The 16,448-nt window shown below is 61.0% G+C and carries 15 protein-coding genes; 9 read left to right on the forward strand and 6 right to left on the reverse strand.

Translation table 11 applies throughout. From position 1 onward, the window contains the following. Nucleotides 1–57: 57 nt before the first annotated feature. Nucleotides 58–804, forward strand: coding sequence for an SDR family oxidoreductase (locus tag NKJ01_RS24335; protein WP_352731670.1), 747 nt, complete (start codon nt 58–60; stop codon nt 802–804). 45 nt (nt 805–849) lie between these two features. Here NKJ01_RS24335 and NKJ01_RS24340 read toward each other — a convergent pair whose 3' ends face one another. The 3 genes from NKJ01_RS24340 to NKJ01_RS24350 form a co-directional block, all read right to left on the reverse strand. Further along, a complete protein-coding gene (locus NKJ01_RS24340; protein ID WP_352731672.1) occupies nt 850–1,701 on the reverse strand; it encodes an SH3 domain-containing protein in 852 nt (283 codons plus the stop codon). 299 nt (nt 1,702–2,000) lie between these two features. Next, on the reverse strand, nt 2,001–3,287 hold the full coding sequence (locus NKJ01_RS24345) for an NAD(P)/FAD-dependent oxidoreductase (protein ID WP_352731675.1): 1,287 nt from the start codon (nt 3,285–3,287) through the stop codon (nt 2,001–2,003). 159 nt (nt 3,288–3,446) lie between these two features. Then, entirely contained in the window at nt 3,447–4,883 is a 1,437-nt protein-coding gene (locus NKJ01_RS24350) for a glutamine synthetase family protein (protein WP_023758370.1), read from the reverse strand. Nucleotides 4,884–5,046: 163 nt separating this feature from the next. Here NKJ01_RS24350 and NKJ01_RS24355 point away from each other — a divergent pair, with 163 nt between their 5' ends. Continuing rightward, entirely contained in the window at nt 5,047–5,763 is a 717-nt protein-coding gene (locus NKJ01_RS24355; RefSeq protein WP_023758369.1) for an HAD family hydrolase, read from the forward strand. A 66-nt stretch (nt 5,764–5,829) separates the two neighbouring features. Here NKJ01_RS24355 and NKJ01_RS24360 read toward each other — a convergent pair whose 3' ends face one another. The 3 genes from NKJ01_RS24360 to aceA form a co-directional block, all read right to left on the reverse strand. Continuing rightward, the gene (locus NKJ01_RS24360; RefSeq protein WP_023758368.1) at nt 5,830–6,282 is read right to left on the reverse strand and encodes an ANTAR domain-containing protein; all 453 of its coding nucleotides are present in this window, start codon (nt 6,280–6,282) and stop codon (nt 5,830–5,832) included. 228 nt (nt 6,283–6,510) lie between these two features. After that, nucleotides 6,511–6,753, reverse strand: a complete 243-nt coding sequence (locus NKJ01_RS24365; protein ID WP_006202762.1) for an SMc00767 family acetate metabolism repressor — start codon at nt 6,751–6,753, stop codon at nt 6,511–6,513. Nucleotides 6,754–6,811: 58 nt separating this feature from the next. Continuing rightward, the gene (gene aceA, locus NKJ01_RS24370) at nt 6,812–8,101 is read right to left on the reverse strand and encodes an isocitrate lyase (protein ID WP_352731678.1); all 1,290 of its coding nucleotides are present in this window, start codon (nt 8,099–8,101) and stop codon (nt 6,812–6,814) included. A gap of 235 nt (nt 8,102–8,336) precedes the next feature. Here aceA and NKJ01_RS24375 point away from each other — a divergent pair, with 235 nt between their 5' ends. The 7 genes from NKJ01_RS24375 (at nt 8,337) to NKJ01_RS24405 (ending at nt 16,431) form a co-directional block, all read left to right on the forward strand. Further along, the gene (locus tag NKJ01_RS24375; protein ID WP_352602376.1) at nt 8,337–9,779 is read left to right on the forward strand and encodes a helix-turn-helix domain-containing protein; all 1,443 of its coding nucleotides are present in this window, start codon (nt 8,337–8,339) and stop codon (nt 9,777–9,779) included. Between the two features lie 151 nt (nt 9,780–9,930). Continuing rightward, nucleotides 9,931–10,830, forward strand: coding sequence for a DUF2167 domain-containing protein (locus NKJ01_RS24380; RefSeq protein WP_023758365.1), 900 nt, complete (start codon nt 9,931–9,933; stop codon nt 10,828–10,830). 177 nt (nt 10,831–11,007) lie between these two features. Further along, on the forward strand, nt 11,008–11,961 hold the full coding sequence (locus NKJ01_RS24385) for a DMT family transporter (protein WP_352731681.1): 954 nt from the start codon (nt 11,008–11,010) through the stop codon (nt 11,959–11,961). Between the two features lie 344 nt (nt 11,962–12,305). After that, complete coding sequence (locus tag NKJ01_RS24390; RefSeq protein WP_023758363.1) at nt 12,306–13,403, forward strand: polyamine ABC transporter substrate-binding protein; 1,098 nt, start codon at nt 12,306–12,308, stop codon at nt 13,401–13,403. A gap of 82 nt (nt 13,404–13,485) precedes the next feature. Then, nucleotides 13,486–14,625 (forward strand): ABC transporter ATP-binding protein, encoded by a 1,140-nt coding sequence (locus NKJ01_RS24395; RefSeq protein WP_023758362.1) that lies wholly within the window; start codon nt 13,486–13,488, stop codon nt 14,623–14,625. 8 nt (nt 14,626–14,633) lie between these two features. Then, nucleotides 14,634–15,608 carry an ABC transporter permease subunit gene (locus NKJ01_RS24400; protein WP_023758361.1) on the forward strand — a complete coding sequence of 325 codons (975 nt, stop codon included), beginning with the start codon at nt 14,634–14,636 and terminating at the stop codon, nt 15,606–15,608. 4 nt (nt 15,609–15,612) lie between these two features. Next, nucleotides 15,613–16,431 (forward strand): ABC transporter permease, encoded by an 819-nt coding sequence (locus tag NKJ01_RS24405; RefSeq protein WP_023758360.1) that lies wholly within the window; start codon nt 15,613–15,615, stop codon nt 16,429–16,431. Nucleotides 16,432–16,448: the final 17 nt, after the last annotated feature.

The raw sequence follows: 16,448 nt of genomic DNA on the forward strand, positions 1-16,448 counted from the left end.
GTGGATGTGTATGATCGGCGTGAAGGTCGATCGTCACCAAACATGAGCGGGAAAAACATGCGTCTGGAAAACAAGGTTGCCGTCATCACCGGTGCTGCATCGGGCTTTGGCGAGGGCATCGCCAGGCGCTTTGCCGAGGAGGGCGCCAGGGTGGTTGTCGCCGATCTCAATGCCAAGGGTGCGGAGCGTGTCGCCGGCGAGATCGGTGACGCGGCGATCTGGACCCAGACCGATGTTTCGCTGCGCTCCGAATTCGACGAGATGGTGTATGCCACGAAGAGCGCCTTCGGCCGCATCGACATTATGGTCAACAATGCCGGCTACACCCATCGCAACGGCGACATGCTCAATGTCGACGAGGAAACCTTCGATCTGATCACATCAGTCAACATGAAGGCGATCTATCACGCAGCGCTTGCCGTGGTGCCGATCATGGAGCGGCAAGGCGGCGGCGTCATTTTGACCACGGCCTCCACCGCGGGTCTGCGGCCGAGGCCCGGCCTCACCTGGTACAATGCGTCGAAAGGCTGGGCGATCTCCGCCACCAAGTCGATGGCGGTGGAACTGGCGCCGAAGAACATCCGCGTCAACTGCCTCTGCCCGGTTGCTGGCGAGACCGGCATGCTGGAGAAATTCATGGGCGCCGACACACCCGAAATCCGCGAGAAGTTCCGCGCATCGATCCCGCTCGGCCGGCTTTCGACGCCGCTCGACATCGCCAATGCCGCACTCTGGCTGGCCTCCGACGAAGCCGCCTTCATCACCGGTGTGGCGCTGGAGGTCGATGGCGGCCGCTGCATCTGATAGCCTGGCGTCTGTCGCCAACATGCCCACGCCGAGCAGTGGGAGTCAGGCGCCGGTCTTGATGTAGGTCTTGTAGACCCAGCCGGTCTTGCCGTTATAGATGATCTGGCACCATTGCTTGCAGCTCATGACCTGAACCGAGGTTCTGGCCGGCACCGTGGCGATGGCGGCGGCATTTTTCTTCGGGCCGCTCCGCATGGTCACGGGTCTCAGGATACGCCCTGTTCCGGCGGCTGCGACCTTCCCGGGCTTCGCCTTGGTCTGGCTGCCGTCGTCAGCGGCCGTTGGCTGCTGTGGCGGCACCTGCGGCTGCACCGCGGGGATAGCGGCGGTTTGTGCGCCATCGGGATGGCTGCTCGCCGCCGCTGGAGGCGCGGCAACCTTGGCAAGTTCTGCGGTGGCATCGGTATCGGCTCCCGGCTGCGCGAACGCCGCCGCCAGTTTGTCCGGCGCCTGTTCAGCCTGGTTCGCCATCTGGCTGGGAGCAGTCGAATCGGAGGCGACCTTCGGCTGCGGACCAGTCCAGCGCGGATCATTGGCCTTGAGTGCGGGGATGGCTTCCGCTGCTGCCACGGTCGGTGAAACCGCGTCGGGCTTGCGCGCCTGCGGTACGGCTGTCGCGGCGACTGCAGCCCCCACCGGGGCTATTTTCGTCGTCTTCACCGGAATGGCTGGAATTGTCTGCTCAGGGCTTGCTGACGCTTGCCTGTCGCTGGCCGGCAATGCCAGCCATAGCGCCACGGCGGCGACGCCAAGCAGTGCGGCGGTGCCGATCGCGGCGATCACCAGATGCGAGTTCGAACGGACTTCCTGCCAGAACGACGGCCGCATATCGTATCCGAACTGCATGGCAAAGCGCCGACGTTCCGGCGTACCGAAACTGAAGGGCTCTTTCACTCTTGCCACCTCCATAAGTGGGCCAATGTTCTTTCGATCGAATGCCAAGAACCTGGCGAAAGATCTGCATCGGTCCCAAGAAACCAAAGCGGGCAAGCCCGCAAAATTCCCCATCAGTCACCCACAACCGGCATCTTTTGCCGGCGATTGTGGCATCACTACGCCTTCCCACCTGATTCTGCACCTTTGACGGGGATTCCGCAATGTGCGGCTACGGCAACAAATATTACAGTAATATTACATGAATTCAGCGCGATCCTGTCCAGCCCGAAACGCAATCCCGAAAAGTGGGAACAACCCTAAATCCTGTCCCGCAGAGCAAACCAGTTGAGCGCCAGGAACAGCAGCGGCGTACGGAAGCGCCGTCCGCCGGGGAAGGGCGGGATTTTCAGATCCTCGATCAGCTTCAGCCGGTCGCGGTTGCCGGCAACGGATTCGGCATAGAGCTTGCCGAAGAAGTTCGACAGCATGACGCCGTGGCCGGAATAGCCGCCGGCCGAAATCACATTGGGCATCACTTCGCGCACGAAAGGCATTCTCGGCACTGTGATGCCGACATAGCCGCCCCAGCCATGTGTGATCTCGACGTCCCTGAGCGCCGGATAGAGTTCCGCGATCTGGCGACGGATGTGGATGTGAATATCCTTCGGATCGTTGACGCCGTAAATCTCGCGTCCGCCAAACAGCAGCCGCCCGTCTTTCGATCTGCGGAAATAGCGCACGACGAAGCGGGAATCATCGACGGACTCGCCGCCCGGCAACACGTTCGAGTCTGCTCCCAAAGGCACGGTTGCGCCGATGAATGAACCGATCGGCATGATGTGCGCTGCACTCACCGGCTCGAGCGTGCCGCCGTGGGCGTTGACCGCGATCAGGCATTTCTGCGCCGTCACCGTGCCTCTCGGCGTCGAAACCTTGACCTTGCCGCCACTGGAAATGATGCGGGTCGATGGCGTCCCCTCGAACAGCTGCGCGCCGGCAAGCGCTGCCACCCGCGCCGTCCCGATCACCAGTTTCATCGGGTGGATGTGTCCAGTGCCGGTGTCGCGCGTCCCGCCAAAGTAGGCTGTCGATCCCAGCCGCTCCGCCGTCTCCCTGGCATCCATGAACGAGATATGCGGGTAGGAAAAACGGCTCGCCATGATCTCGGCATGTGCCTTGTAGTCGTCGACGTAGCGCGGCTTGTGCGCCACCGAGAGCTGGCCCGGCAGATAGTCGATGTCGATCCGGTTGGCAGCAGCGAATTCGAGGAGATGCTTCTTCGCCTCTTCGGCGAGATCGAACAGGGCCTTGGCGCGCGAAAAACCATACTCGGCCTCCAGTTCCTCTGCCCAGGAACGCTGGCCGGTGCCGAGCTGCCCGCCATTGCGCCCGGAAGCGCCATCGCCGAAACGGTACGCCTCGATCAAAACGACATTCGTCCCTCCCTTGGCCAGATGCACCGCCGCCGACAGGCCGGTAAAGCCGCCGCCGATGATGACGACATCGCAGGTACGGTCGCCATCGAGCACGGGGTATTCAGGCCGCGGTCCGGCTGTGTCTTCGTACCAGGAGCGGCCGGGGGAGATCGGGGATTGGTAAGGCATGATGCGGTGAAGACTCGGAGATTTGGAAGGGGAAGCGAATAGCGAATAGCGAGTAGCAAATAGGGAAGAATTGAAAAGTGAGGGTTAATCGAGACTGTATCGCCCGTCTCATCATTTCTATTCGCTATTCGCTATTCGCTATTCGCTATTCGCTATTCGCTAAACATTGAGCAACAAATACTCCCGTTCCCACGGGCTGATCACTTCCATGAACGTCTCGAATTCCGCGCGCTTGATCGCCGCATAGGTCGCGGCGAAGGACTTGCCCAGATGAGCGCAGAGCTCCTTATCGCCCTCGAACAGGTCGACGGCTTCGAGCAGGCCACGTGGCAGGTCGATCTCGTCGGCATTGGCGGTCGTCAGGACGGGAGGTTCGGCCTTGATCTTCCTGGTGATGCCGATCAGCCCGCAGGCAAGCGATGCCGCCAAAGCCAGATAGGGGTTGGCGTCGGAGGACGGGATGCGGTTTTCGACGCGCCGCGCCGCCGGATCCGAGCGTGGCACACGAAACGCCGTGGTGCGATTGTCATAGCCCCATTTGTTATTGACCGGCGCCGACGCCGCCTGTGTCAATCGCCGGTAGGAATTAACATAGGGCGCGAACATCACCAGCGCGTTCGGCACATGCTTCTGCATACCACCGATGAAATGGAAGAAGGCGTCGGTTTCCGAACCGTCGGCAGCCGAGAAGATGTTCTGTCCGGTCTTCTTGTCGATGATCGATTGATGGATATGCATGGCGGAGCCAGGCTGCCCTTGGATGGGCTTGGCCATGAAGGTGGCATAGATCTCGTGCTTCAGCGCCGCCTCGCGAATGGTGCGCTTGAACATGAACACCTGGTCGGCCAGTTCGATCGGGTCTCCGTGGCGCAAATTGATCTCAAGCTGGCCGGCACCTTCTTCATGGATCAGCGTATCGATCTCCAGGCCCTGGCTTTCGGAGAAATGGTAGATGTCGTCGATCAGTTCGTCGAATTCGTTGACGCCGGCGATCGAATAGCCGGCGCCGCCGCCGATCGCACGTCCCGAACGGCCGACCGGCGGTGTCAGCGGATAATCCGGATCGGGATTCTTGCGCACCAGATAGAATTCGATCTCAGGCGCCACTACCGGCCTCAGGCCGAGCTTGTCATAGGCGGCAACCACGCGCTTCAACACATTGCGTGGCGTGAACTCGACCGAGCGGCCATCTTGATGGACCAGATCGCAGATGACCGCGGCCGTCGGGTCTTCTTCCCAGGGCACCACCGTCAGCGTCGACAGGTCCGGCATCAGTTTGAGGTCGCCGTCGTCTTCCGGGTAATGGAAGCCGTTGCCGTCCTCGGGATAGCCGCCGGAAATCGTCGTCATGAAGACCGCCGATGGCAGGGCCAGCGATGTGTTGGAGGTGAATTTCTTCGATGGCATCATCTTGCCGCGGGCGACGCCTGCCTGATCAGGCGTGATGCACTCGATGTCTTCGATGCCGCGCCATTCCAGCCAGGCGCTGACTTCCTTCCAGTTCTTCACGCCCCGTTGGTTTTTCACGAAGGCAGGCGTGCGGGCACGTCCTCCGCGGCTCGACGGACGGACTTCCTTTTTTGCAGGCGGCATCATTCACCAGATTGGGTTGCGGATTGTGGAGTATAGCCGTGCCCTCCAATGGAAGGGAAGGGGAGCCGCGCCGGGCATTGGCTGACGCTGTTGAAAATCGCGCCAATCGGCTTAGTTTCCGCAATCCCGATCCCAATCGAGACCCCAATCTTAATCGAGAAATTGCATGCGGCACGACGACAAACTGACGACGATCGGCTTCGACGCCGACGACACACTCTGGCAGAACGAGCAGTTCTTCCGCCTGACGGAGAAGCGCTTTGCCGCCATGTTGGCCGACCATGGCGAAGCGGGGCACATCTCCGCGCGATTGCTGGAAGCCGAAAGGCGCAACCTTGCCGTCTATGGCTTCGGTATCAAGGGATTTACCCTGTCGATGATCGAAACAGCGATCGAGGTTACACAGGGCCACGTGCCGGCGGCGGTCATATCGGAGATTCTCGATACCGGCCGCGAGATGCTGAGCCATCCGATCGAGGTCTTGCCCCATGCGCGCGAGACTGTCGAAAAGCTTGCCGGCGCGTTCCGCCTTGTGCTGATCACCAAGGGCGACCTTTTCGATCAGGAGCGCAAGCTGGCCGGGTCAGGTCTGGGCGAATTGTTCGACGCGATCGAGATCGTCAGCGACAAGAATGCCGCCACCTATGACAGGATCTTCAGCCGGCATGGCGATGGTCCGGCAAAAAGCATGATGGTCGGCAATTCGCTGAAGTCGGACGTGGTGCCGGCCATCGAGGCCGGCGGTTGGGGTGTCCATGTGCCGCATGAACTGACCTGGGTGCTGGAGCATGTCGAGGCTCCGGTGGCCGAATCGAGATTCCGCCAGATATCCGATCTCGGCCAACTGCCCGGGCTGGTTGAAAGCATCGTGAACGCGGGCTGATCGCAGTAGTCGGCCATTGTTTTCCGTTTACGGGCGGGGAAACCGCCTACAAACTCTTTCTGCAATCTAGCGGCCAACCAGGCGGTCGATCACCGGCTGCAGCCGTTCGGGCGTGATCGGCTTGGCGACCACGACATCGATGATATCAGACAGGCTCAGGCTCTCCGGAGAGCCATTCTTTGTCGAAAGCAGGATCACCGGTGGCAGCGATTTGCCCGAGGCCCGCCGCAACGCGCCGATGCTGGACATCAGGTCGTCGCAGTCCTTGTTGTCGGCACCGCCGTCTAGAACGACTGCGCCGGGAATGAGGGACCGTAAGATCCTCGCTGCCGTGTCGGGAGATTCCGAGATTGGCTTGAGCCCGGATCGCTCGACGATCTTCGAGATCACCACGCGATTGATGGGCGATTTGCCGACGACAAGCACCTGCGACGGATCGCGGATCGCCTCGGAGCTAGCGTCGCGCGGCGCCCGATTCAGATGTCTTGGAGTCTCGCCTTCGTGATTCAATGGGCACACAAGTCGGCCAAGAAGCTCGCCCCTATTTCAATGCAGAGTTGAATCTGGGGTGCAATTGGCGTGAGATCGTGGCTTATGTCAAGTTGAAATAAAAGACCCCGAGATCATGCCTGGGAGCAGTGAATTTCAAGCAACTCTACTGTACTGGACTGTCCACCGGGATGTCATGAAAGAAAATTCACCTGCACGGCGACCGCGCAGGTGAAAGGGCGGTTGCACGGATTGCGATCAGCCGTGGCTTTGTTGCGTGACGATCACCGGGATCAGCAGGTCGCCCCAGTTGCCGTCGCCGCCGTGATGGCGTGCCGAGCGCACGAGCTCCACCGAGACGCCCGCCTCGACCGCCTTCATCACCGATTGGTTGAGGCGGTGCAGATCGTTGGCCAGCATGCGGATCGTCGCTTGCTGGTCGACGCTCATCGTCGTGGACTGTTCCTCGGCGCGTTCCTTGACACGGCTTATCGATGCCATTGGTCTTCTCCTTGTGTCCCAAGCCCTGCTGGGCGTTTCCTCTGTACTTTGCAGCTCGCTATTCCGCTGCCGGTTTGAACTGCGCGTGCTCGGTGGACTCGTGCATGGCGGTGGTCGACGACCGGCCGCCGGTGATCGCCATCGACACGGCATCGAAATAGCCGGTGCCGACCTCGCGCTGGTGCTTGGTCGCGGTGTAGCCATTGGCCTCGGCCGCGAACTCCGCTTCCTGCAACTCGGAATAGGCCGCCATTTGCCGTGCCTTGTAGCCGCGAGCCAGTTCGAACATGCCGTAGTTGAGCTGGTGAAAGCCGGCGAGCGTGATGAACTGGAACTTGTAGCCCATGGCGCCGAGTTCCTTCTGGAACCTGGCGATCGTCGCGTCGTCGAGGTTCTTCTTCCAGTTGAACGATGGCGAGCAATTGTAGGCGAGCAGCTTGTCGGGGTGGTGCTTGCGCACGCCCTCGGCGAATTTCCTGGCCTGCGCCAGGTCAGGCTTCGAGGTCTCGCACCAGATCAGATCCGCGTAAGGCGCATAGGCGATGGCCCGCGCAATGCAGGGCTCGATGCCGTTGCTGACGTGATAGAAGCCTTCCACCGTGCGCCCAGCGCCGTAGTCGACGAAAGGCTGGTCGCGCTCGTCGATGTCGGAGGTGAGCAGCTTGGCGGCTTCCGCGTCGGTGCGCGCGACGACCAGGGTCGGCGTGCCCATCACGTCCGCTGCCAGGCGCGCTGCGTTGAGATTGCGGATATGCGCCGCAGTCGGGATCAGCACCTTGCCACCGAGATGGCCGCACTTCTTTTCCGACGCCAGCTGGTCCTCATAGTGGACGCCAGCGGCGCCCGCCTCGATGAATGCCTTCATGATCTCGAAGGCGTTGAGCGGTCCGCCGAATCCGGCTTCCGCGTCGGCGACGATCGGCGCGAACCAGGTCTCGACCGAAAGCCCGTTGCCCTCGGACGTCTCGATCTGGTCGGCGCGCTGCAGCGTGCGGTTGATGCGCTTGACCAGCTCGGGCGCCGCATTGGCCGGATAGAGCGACTGGTCCGGATACATCGCAGATGCGGTGTTGGCGTCGGCGGCGACCTGCCAGCCCGACAGATAGATCGCCTTCAGCCCGGCGCGCACCTGCTGCATCGCCTGGTTGCCGGACATGGCGCCGAGCGCATTGACGAAGTTCTCCTCGTGGATGAGCTTCCACAGCCGGTTGGCGCCCATTTCGGCAAGGCTCTGGCGGATCTGCACCGAGCCGCGCAGCCGCTTCACGTCTTCCGCGGAGTAAGGCCGTTCGATACCGTCGAAGCGACCTTCCGGCGCCGATGGGACGAGGTTGTAAAAATCAGTCATTGGTCACTCCGAAGGATTACTGCATCCGTGTCCGGGCATCGATCATCGAGCGCGGGGTGTGACTGAATTTACATTGCGGCGCGAGATGAGCCAGCAGAATCAAGAAAATCGGCGAAATATAAGGGAAAACCTGTGTTGCGTTTGACAGGCGCACGCTGTAAATTTGTCATGATTGTAAAGAGCGGCGCATCGAGATTGTCGCGAACCTTGTGTAAATTCCTGTCAAGGACAGTCGATGGCTGACCAGAAGATATTTGCCGGGCCGCGCATCCGCCGCATCCGCAACGCCAAGGGCCTGACCCAGACGGCGATGGCCGAGGGGCTTGGCATTTCCCCGTCCTATCTCAACCTGATTGAGCGCAACCAGCGGCCGCTAACCGTGCAGCTGATCCTCAAGCTGGCGTCCGTCTACAAGATCGATCCGCATGAGTTGCAGGGCGAGGCAAGGGGGTCAGTCGCCGCTTTGAAGGAGGTGTTCACCGATCCTCTGCTGGTCGGCGAGCTGCCGGGCGATCAGGAGCTGATAGAACTTGCCGAGGCGGCGCCCAACGCGTCCGCGGCGGTGATAAAGCTGTTTCGCGCCTATCGCGAACAGGCCGAGCGCCTGTCCGACCTCAACGAGCTTTTGGCGCGCGAGGGCCGGACGACCGCAGTTTCCGGTGCCCGCCTGCCGATCGACGAGGTGCACGAGATTTTCGAGCGCCGGCCGAACCATTTCGCAGCCCTCGAGGAGGAGGCCGCGGCGTTCACCTCGGTGCTTGATCCCGGCGACGATCTGTTCGGCGCGCTGAAGGCTTGGCTGAAGCGCGAATACGGCATCGTGGTCAAGGTGCTGCCAGTCGCCACCATGCCGAACTGGCGTCGCCGTTATGACCGCCACTCGCAGCGCCTGTTCCTGTCCGAGCGGCTGTCGCCGTTCGACCAATTACGCGAAGTCGCGATGGAGGCCTGTCTGATCCGCATGACGGTCGCGGTCGCCGGCGAGATCCAGGCGCTCAAGCTGGCCACCGACGAGGCCCGCCGGCTCGCCCGCTTCGAACTTGGCCGTTATTCGGCGCATGCCTTGATGATGCCCTACCAGGCCTTTCACACGGCTGCCGTGCGTGCCCGTTATGATATCGATGTCCTGCGTTCGCGCTTCGGTGTCTCCTTCGAACAGGCGGCGAACCGGTTGACCACGCTGCAGCGGCAGGGTGCCTCGGGTGTGCCGTTTTTTATGCTGGAGGTCGACAATGCCGGCAACCGCTTCCGCAAGGCCGGGAGCCAGGGCTTTCCGCAAAGCCGCTTCGGCGGCGCCTGCCCCAAACTGCCCGTGCATGTCGCTTTCACCCAGCCCGGCCAGATCTTCGTGGAGGCGGTGGAAATGCCCGACGGCGCCGAGTTCCTGTGCATTGCTCGCACGCTTGAAGGACCGCAAGGCGCCTTCTCGGAGCGCCCGCGCCGCACCGCGCTGCTGCTCGGTTGCGACATCGGCTTTCGCGACGACATCGTCTATGGCGCGGCGCTGCCCGGTGCGGCAATCGCCGCAAAGGCCGGCCGCGTCGCGGCGACACCGGTCGGACCCGCCTGCCGGCTTTGCGAGCGCGTCGGCTGCCTGGCGCGCGCCGAGCCGCCGGTGACGCGTCCGCTCGGCCTCGACGAGATGGTAACGGGCCTGAGCGCTTTCGATTTCCAGTAAGTCATGACTGTTGGTCGCAGAACAATACAACGAAATGTGTGTATTTGTGAAAGATGCTAGCTGTCGATCGTGATGTAACAGTTACAATATTGCTCGAACATTGCCGGCAGGATATCAAAACGCAAGCTGCATATGGGTCGGGGGATCATTGATGGGCAAGACAGTTTTCTGGTTGAGTTTGGCGTTCGCCTTTTCGGTTGGCCCTGCCGCAGCGGAAAAGTCGTCGGCCTTCTTCAAGTCTTACCAACAGTACAACGACGCCGGCAAGGCATTCCTGGACAAGATCGATCCGAAAACCGGCGCGATAGACCTCGCCGAGGGCGTGCATCTTGACCTCAAGGACAAGTTCTACTTCCTGAACAAGAAGGACACGGCAGCCGTCCTGACCGAAGCTTGGGGCAATCCGCCCGGCTCCGGTGCCGATGCGCTCGGCATGATCTTTCCCGCGGCAAACGATCCCATTGCCGACAACAATTGGGGGATAGAGTTGCGCTGGGAGAAGATAGGATATGTCGACGATAGCGACGCCAACTCCATCGACTACGACGAATTGCTGCGCAGCATGCAGGCGGACACCTCGTCGGCCAATGACCAGCGAGTAAAGGACGGCTTTCAGCCCGTTACGCTGGTCGGTTGGGCCTCACCGCCTGTCTATGATGCGGTCAACAAGCGGCTTCACTGGGCCAAGGAATTGGAATTTGGCAGCGACGCGGTCCACACGCTCAACTATGACGTCCGCTTTCTCGGCAGGGAAGGCGTTTTTGTGATGAGCTACATCGCCACCGTGAAGCAATTGCCGGAAATAAAACAGAGCCTGGATGAGGTTCTAGATTTGGCGGACTTCGGCGCCGGCAAGACATACGCCGATTTCGTGCCAGGCGTCGATACGGTTGCAGCGGTAGGCGTTGGTGGGCTGATTGCCGGCAAGTTGGCGGCGAAGGCAGGCTTTTTGATCGTGGCTCTGGTTGCGTTGAAGAAGTTCGGTCTGATCCTGCTGGTTCCTTTGGCCGGGCTCTGGCGCTTCATCCGCGGCAACAAGAGTACCTCATAGACTCTGTTGCGACGGTCTGGTTCGCCGTCCGGCTGAGACCAAGACGGCTTCTCAGTGCCCCAAACGGCAAATCGAACTGGCTCAGCCTCAGCGCGCATCTTTGCGTTACGCGAACAGGCCATCTTTTCGTCGTCCCTTGCGCATCGTCCCGTCCACAAAAGCCCGACAGTCGCGCCCATGACCGACACTGCATCATCGCCGATCCTTGCTTCATCGACCGTCTCGCGGCGCGACGAACGCGTCGGCATGCTTTTGGTGTTCCTGTCGGCACTGATGTGGAGTTTCGGCGGCACCATCGCCCGCTTCATCACTGTCGGCGATAGCTGGACGGTTGTTTTCTGGCGCTCTGTCTGGGCAGCGGCTTTCCTGATCTGCTTCATGATCTGGCGCGACGGCTGGCGCGGCATGTCGAAAATGTTCCGCGACATGGGTCTGCCCGGCCTTGCCGTCGGCGTCTGCTTCGCCACGGCATCGACCGCCTTTGTCGTGGCACTTGCCTACACCACCGTGGCCAATATCCTGTTGATGCAGGCCGGCGTGCCGTTGCTGGCGGCGCTGTTCGCCTGGGCGTTGTTTCGTGAAAGGGTTGGTGTCGCGACCTGGCTGGCGATCGCTGCCGTCATCGCCGGCGTCGCCATCATGGTGTCGGAATCGCTTGATGGCGCCGTCTCGCCGATAGGTGACGGGCTGGCGCTGTTGATCGCGGTGATGTTCTCGATCGCCACCGTCATTACCCGGCGGTTTGCCGGTGTCCGCATGACGCCGGCAACCTGCCTTGGCACCATGCTTGCGGCAAGCTTTGCCGCATCTCAGACCTCGACATTCATTGTATCGACCAGTGACATGGGCTTTCTCTTTGTCTTCGGCGTGGTCAATCTGGGCCTCGGTCTCGCCTTCTTCGCCACCGGCGCTCGGCTGATACCCGCGGCAATAGCAGCACTGCTCGGCACGTTCGAGCCGATCCTGGGGCCCATATGGGTCTGGCTTGTCCATTCCGAGGTGCCGTCGGGGCGCACCATTGTCGGTGGCGCGGTGGTTGTCACGGCGCTGCTCGTCCATATCGGGCTCGAATTCAAGCGCCAGACGCGGCCCGAACGTGCAGGGGTCACCGGAGTTCCATCGCCTAATTGACGTGGCGCGCAGCTTTGCCATTGACAATGCCGCTGCCGCGCGGGCAGGCTGAGATTACGGCAACAACAAGACAGGCTTATCTTGCCAAGTCTCCCTGCCGGTCAGATCGAGACCGGACCACATCGTCGTATCTCTGCCTGCGCCACGGCGAAAGCCTATGACGGCATTTGCACGCCACACGAGTCCCAGCGACGACGCAACGCCTGCCTCTCATCGAACTGCCTGCATAGCGCTGGCAGTTCACGCTTGTCGCCTTTTGGAAAGCTCAATAGCCTGAAACAAATGCCCGGCCGCGCTGGAACCGCGACGAGCCGGCGAAGGAACACTCATCAAAGGAGAATAGCATGATCCGCAAAGCGCTCTGGCTTTCGGCAACTTCGGTATTTCTGACGCTTTTCACCGTCGGCGGTCATGCCGAGGATCGCGTCCTCAATGTCTTCAACTGGTCGGATTATATCGACAGTTCGATTATCGACGATTTCACCAAGGAGACGGGCATCAAGGTCGTCTACGACACGTTCGATTCCAACGAAATCCTGGAAACCAAGCTGCTTGCCGGCGGCAGCGGCTATGACGTCGTCGTACCCAGCGGCAATTTTCTTGCGCGCCAAATCCAGGCCGGTGTGTTCCAGAAGCTCGACAAGTCGAAGCTGCCGAACATTTCCAACATGTGGGACACAGTTTCAGAGCGCACCGCCAAATATGACCCCGGCAACGAATACTCGGTCAACTACATGTGGGGCACGGTTGGCATCGGTTACAACATCAAGAAGGTGCAAGCAGCACTCGGCACCGACAAGATCGACAGCTGGGATGTTTTCTTCAATCCGGACAGCCTGGCCAAATTGAAGGACTGCGGCGTCTACGTATTGGACTCCCCGGCCGACATCATTCCGGCGGCGTTGAAATATCTCGGCCTCGACCCGAACAGCACGTCATCAGATGATATCGCCAAGGCCGAGGAGGCTTTGCTCAAGGTCCGGCCCTATATCAGGAAGTTCCACTCCTCCGAATACATCAACGCGCTCGCCAACGGTGATATCTGCCTGGCGGTCGGCTGGTCGGGCGACGTGTTCCAGGCCCGCAACCGCGCGGTCGAGGCCAAGCAAGGCGTCGAGATCGGCTATTCCGTGCCGAAGGAGGGTGCTCAGATGTGGTTCGACCAGATGGCTATCCCCGCCGATGCGCCGCATGTCGCGGAAGCACTCGAGTTCATCAACTACATGATGAAGCCGGAAGTTATCGCCAAGTCGTCCAACTATGTGCTCTACGCGAATGGCAACAAGGCTTCGCAGCAATTCGTCGACAAGGCGCTGTTGGATGATCCTTCGGTTTATCCGGATGCCGAGACGATAAAGAAGCTTTACACCGTCTCGCCTTACGATCCCAAGACCCAGCGCGTCATCACGCGTACCTGGACCAAGATCGTCACTGGCCAGTAAGCAATCTGAGATGGTCCCGGCAGCCACCTGCCGGGACCATTCTTTTCTGGGGCAAGAAGCAAGAATCAGGACGGAGTGGGACATGAAATCGCTTGGCAGCATCCGCAGGGATTTTACGCCGTGGAACGACCCGAACGCCAAGCCATACATCCAGTTCGATAACGTCACCAAGAAGTTCGGCGACTTCACCGCCGTCAACAATCTGTCGCTGACCATCTTCGAGCGCGAGTTCTTCGCTCTGCTCGGCGCCTCGGGCTGCGGAAAGTCGACGCTGCTCAGGATGCTCGCCGGTTTCGAGGAGCCGACGGCCGGTCGTATCCTGCTCGATGGCCAGGATTTGCGCGGCATCCCGCCCTATCGCCGGCCGGTCAACATGATGTTCCAGTCCTATGCGCTGTTCCCGCATATGACTGTCGAGAACAACATCGCGTTCGGCCTCAAGCAGGATGGCATGCCGAAGCCCGAAATCGCGGCCCGCGTCGCCGAAATGCTCAGGCTGGTCAAGCTCGAACAGTTCGCCAAGCGCAAGCCGCACCAGTTGTCCGGTGGCCAGCGCCAGCGCGTTGCGCTCGCCCGCTCTGTCGCCAAGCGGCCGAAGGTGCTTTTGCTCGACGAGCCGCTCGGCGCATTGGACAAGAAGCTGCGCGAGGAAACGCAGTTCGAACTGATGGACCTGCAGCAGAACCTCGGTCTGACCTTCGTCGTCGTCACCCACGACCAGGAAGAGGCGATGACGATGGCCGATCGCATCGCCATCATCGACAAGGGCGAGGTGATGCAGGTGGCAACACCGGCCGAAGTCTACGAGGCGCCGGGGTCGCGCTTCGTCGCCGGTTTCGTCGGCAATGTGAACATGTTCGAGGGCAAGATCGCGCGTGGCGAGGCTGGCGCTGCCAGCATCGATGCCGGTAATGGCATCACCATCCGCACCGACAATGCCGGCACCGCCAGCGCCGGAACGGCTGTCACCTTCGCCATCAGGCCGGAAAAGATCAAGGTGTCGTCCAAGAAGCCGGCCGAGGCAATCAACGCCATCGAGGGCGAGGTCTACGACATCGCCTATCTCGGCGACATGACCGTCTTTCACGTCAGGCTGGACGACGGACAGGTCGTGCGCGCGAGCACCATGAACGCGGCCCGCATCACCGAGGATCCGTTGAGCTGGAACGACCGAGCCTGGGTCTCCTTCCGGCCTGACGCCGGCGTCGTGCTGACACGGTAGGAGCGACCATGTCGAGCGCCGCCGTCACCACCGCATCAGCCTCTCCGGCAACCAGTACCGGCAAATCCGTCCACGCCAGGTTGGGCGCTGCATTCTCTGGCCGCCTGGTCATCATTATCCCCTATGTCTGGCTGCTGTTTTTCTTCCTCATTCCGTTCGTCATCGTTTTCAAGATTTCGCTATCGCAGACGGCGATCGCCATTCCGCCCTATACGCCGGCGCTCGATATCAGCGGCGGCTTTTCCGGATTTCTTGCTCAGCTGAAACAACTCAACCTCGACAATTACACCTGGCTGACGCAGGACGCGCTCTACTTCAATGCCTATGTGACCAGCGTCATCATCGCCGCGATCTCGACGGTTCTGACATTGCTCGTCGGCTATCCGATCGCGTACGGCATGGCGCGCGCGCCAGCGACGATCCGTCCAACCTTGCTGATGCTGGTGATCCTGCCGTTCTGGACATCGTTCCTGATCCGCGTCTACGCCTGGATCGGCATTCTCAAGCCCGAGGGACTGCTCAATCAGCTGCTGCTCGCCACCGGCGTCATCCATCAGCCGCTGATCATCCTCAACACATATACGGCGATCTTCATCGGCATCGTCTATTCCTACCTGCCGTTCATGGTGCTGCCGCTCTATTCCGCTCTGGAAAAGATGGATTATTCGCTGATCGAGGCGGCAAAGGATCTCGGCTGTCCGCCGACCAGCGCGTTCTGGAAGATCACCTTTCCGCTGTCGCTGCCGGGCGTCATCGCCGGCTGCTTGCTGGTGTTCATTCCAGCCGTCGGCGAGTTCGTCATTCCCGACCTGCTCGGCGGCTCGCAGACACTGATGATCGGCAAGACCTTGTGGAATGAATTTTTCGGCAACCGCGACTGGCCGCTGTCGTCGGCTGTGGCCGTCATCCTGCTGCTGCTGCTGATTGTGCCGATCATGCTCTTCCAGCGAGCGCAGGCGCGCGCTCAGGAAATGGACCGGTGACATCATGAACACCACCTGGAGCCGCTTCAACATCACCTCGGTCGTGCTCGGCTTTGCCTTCCTCTATTTGCCGATCGTCCTGCTCATCGTCTTCTCCTTCAACGAGTCCAAGCTGGTCACCGTCTGGGGCGGCTTCTCGACCAAATGGTACGTCTCGCTGTTCCACAACCAGGGCCTCATGGACGCGACCTGGGTGACGGCGCGCGTCGGCCTGATCTCGGCCACTGTGGCGACGGTGCTCGGCACGCTGGCGGCACTCGCCTTGACCCGTTACACGCGCTTCAAGGGCAGGGTGCTGTTCTCAGGCATGGTTTTTGCGCCGCTGGTCATGCCGGAAGTCATCACCGGCCTGTCTCTGCTGCTGCTCTTCGTCGCCGTCGGTCTCAATCGCGGCATCCTGACCGTCACGCTGGCTCACATCACCTTGACCATGTGCTTCGTCGCCGTCGTCGTGCAGTCGCGCCTGATCACCTTCGATCGCTCGCTGGAAGAAGCCGCGATGGATCTGGGCGCGACGCCGGTGAAGACCTTCTTCCAGATCACGCTGCCGGTCATCATGCCTGCGATCGTCTCCGGCTGGATGCTGGCCTTTACGCTTTCGCTCGACGATCTGGTCATCGCCAGTTTCACCTCGGGGCCGGGCGCAACGACGCTGCCGATGAAGATCTACAGCCAGGTTCGCCTTGGCGTCACCCCGGAGATCAATGCCGCCTGTACCATCCTGATCGCCGTTGTGGCGATCGGCGTCATCATCGCTTCGCTTGCCAACAAGCGGCGTGAGGTGCAGCGCCAGCTCGACGAGCAGGCGGCACAGCGCGGGTGAAGGCGGAAAGCGGGTTG

Source organism: Mesorhizobium sp. M0276 (genome assembly GCF_040321755.1).
Taxonomy (GTDB): domain Bacteria; phylum Pseudomonadota; class Alphaproteobacteria; order Rhizobiales; family Rhizobiaceae; genus Mesorhizobium.

What these genes read in the sequence shown, in the direction of transcription:
- NKJ01_RS24335 (WP_352731670.1), top strand. Translation starts at nt 58, where the DNA reads ATGCGTCTGGAAAACAAGGTTGCCGTCATCACCGGTGCTGCATCGGGC.
- NKJ01_RS24345 (WP_352731675.1), bottom strand. Translation starts at nt 3,287, where the DNA reads ATGCCTTACCAATCCCCGATCTCCCCCGGCCGCTCCTGGTACGAAGAC.
- NKJ01_RS24350 (WP_023758370.1), bottom strand. Translation starts at nt 4,883, where the DNA reads ATGATGCCGCCTGCAAAAAAGGAAGTCCGTCCGTCGAGCCGCGGAGGA.
- NKJ01_RS24355 (WP_023758369.1), top strand. Translation starts at nt 5,047, where the DNA reads ATGCGGCACGACGACAAACTGACGACGATCGGCTTCGACGCCGACGAC.
- NKJ01_RS24365 (WP_006202762.1), bottom strand. Translation starts at nt 6,753, where the DNA reads ATGGCATCGATAAGCCGTGTCAAGGAACGCGCCGAGGAACAGTCCACG.
- aceA (WP_352731678.1), bottom strand. Translation starts at nt 8,101, where the DNA reads ATGACTGATTTTTACAACCTCGTCCCATCGGCGCCGGAAGGTCGCTTC.
- NKJ01_RS24375 (WP_352602376.1), top strand. Translation starts at nt 8,337, where the DNA reads ATGGCTGACCAGAAGATATTTGCCGGGCCGCGCATCCGCCGCATCCGC.
- NKJ01_RS24380 (WP_023758365.1), top strand. Translation starts at nt 9,931, where the DNA reads ATGGGCAAGACAGTTTTCTGGTTGAGTTTGGCGTTCGCCTTTTCGGTT.
- NKJ01_RS24385 (WP_352731681.1), top strand. Translation starts at nt 11,008, where the DNA reads ATGACCGACACTGCATCATCGCCGATCCTTGCTTCATCGACCGTCTCG.
- NKJ01_RS24390 (WP_023758363.1), top strand. Translation starts at nt 12,306, where the DNA reads ATGATCCGCAAAGCGCTCTGGCTTTCGGCAACTTCGGTATTTCTGACG.
- NKJ01_RS24395 (WP_023758362.1), top strand. Translation starts at nt 13,486, where the DNA reads ATGAAATCGCTTGGCAGCATCCGCAGGGATTTTACGCCGTGGAACGAC.
- NKJ01_RS24400 (WP_023758361.1), top strand. Translation starts at nt 14,634, where the DNA reads ATGTCGAGCGCCGCCGTCACCACCGCATCAGCCTCTCCGGCAACCAGT.
- NKJ01_RS24405 (WP_023758360.1), top strand. Translation starts at nt 15,613, where the DNA reads ATGAACACCACCTGGAGCCGCTTCAACATCACCTCGGTCGTGCTCGGC.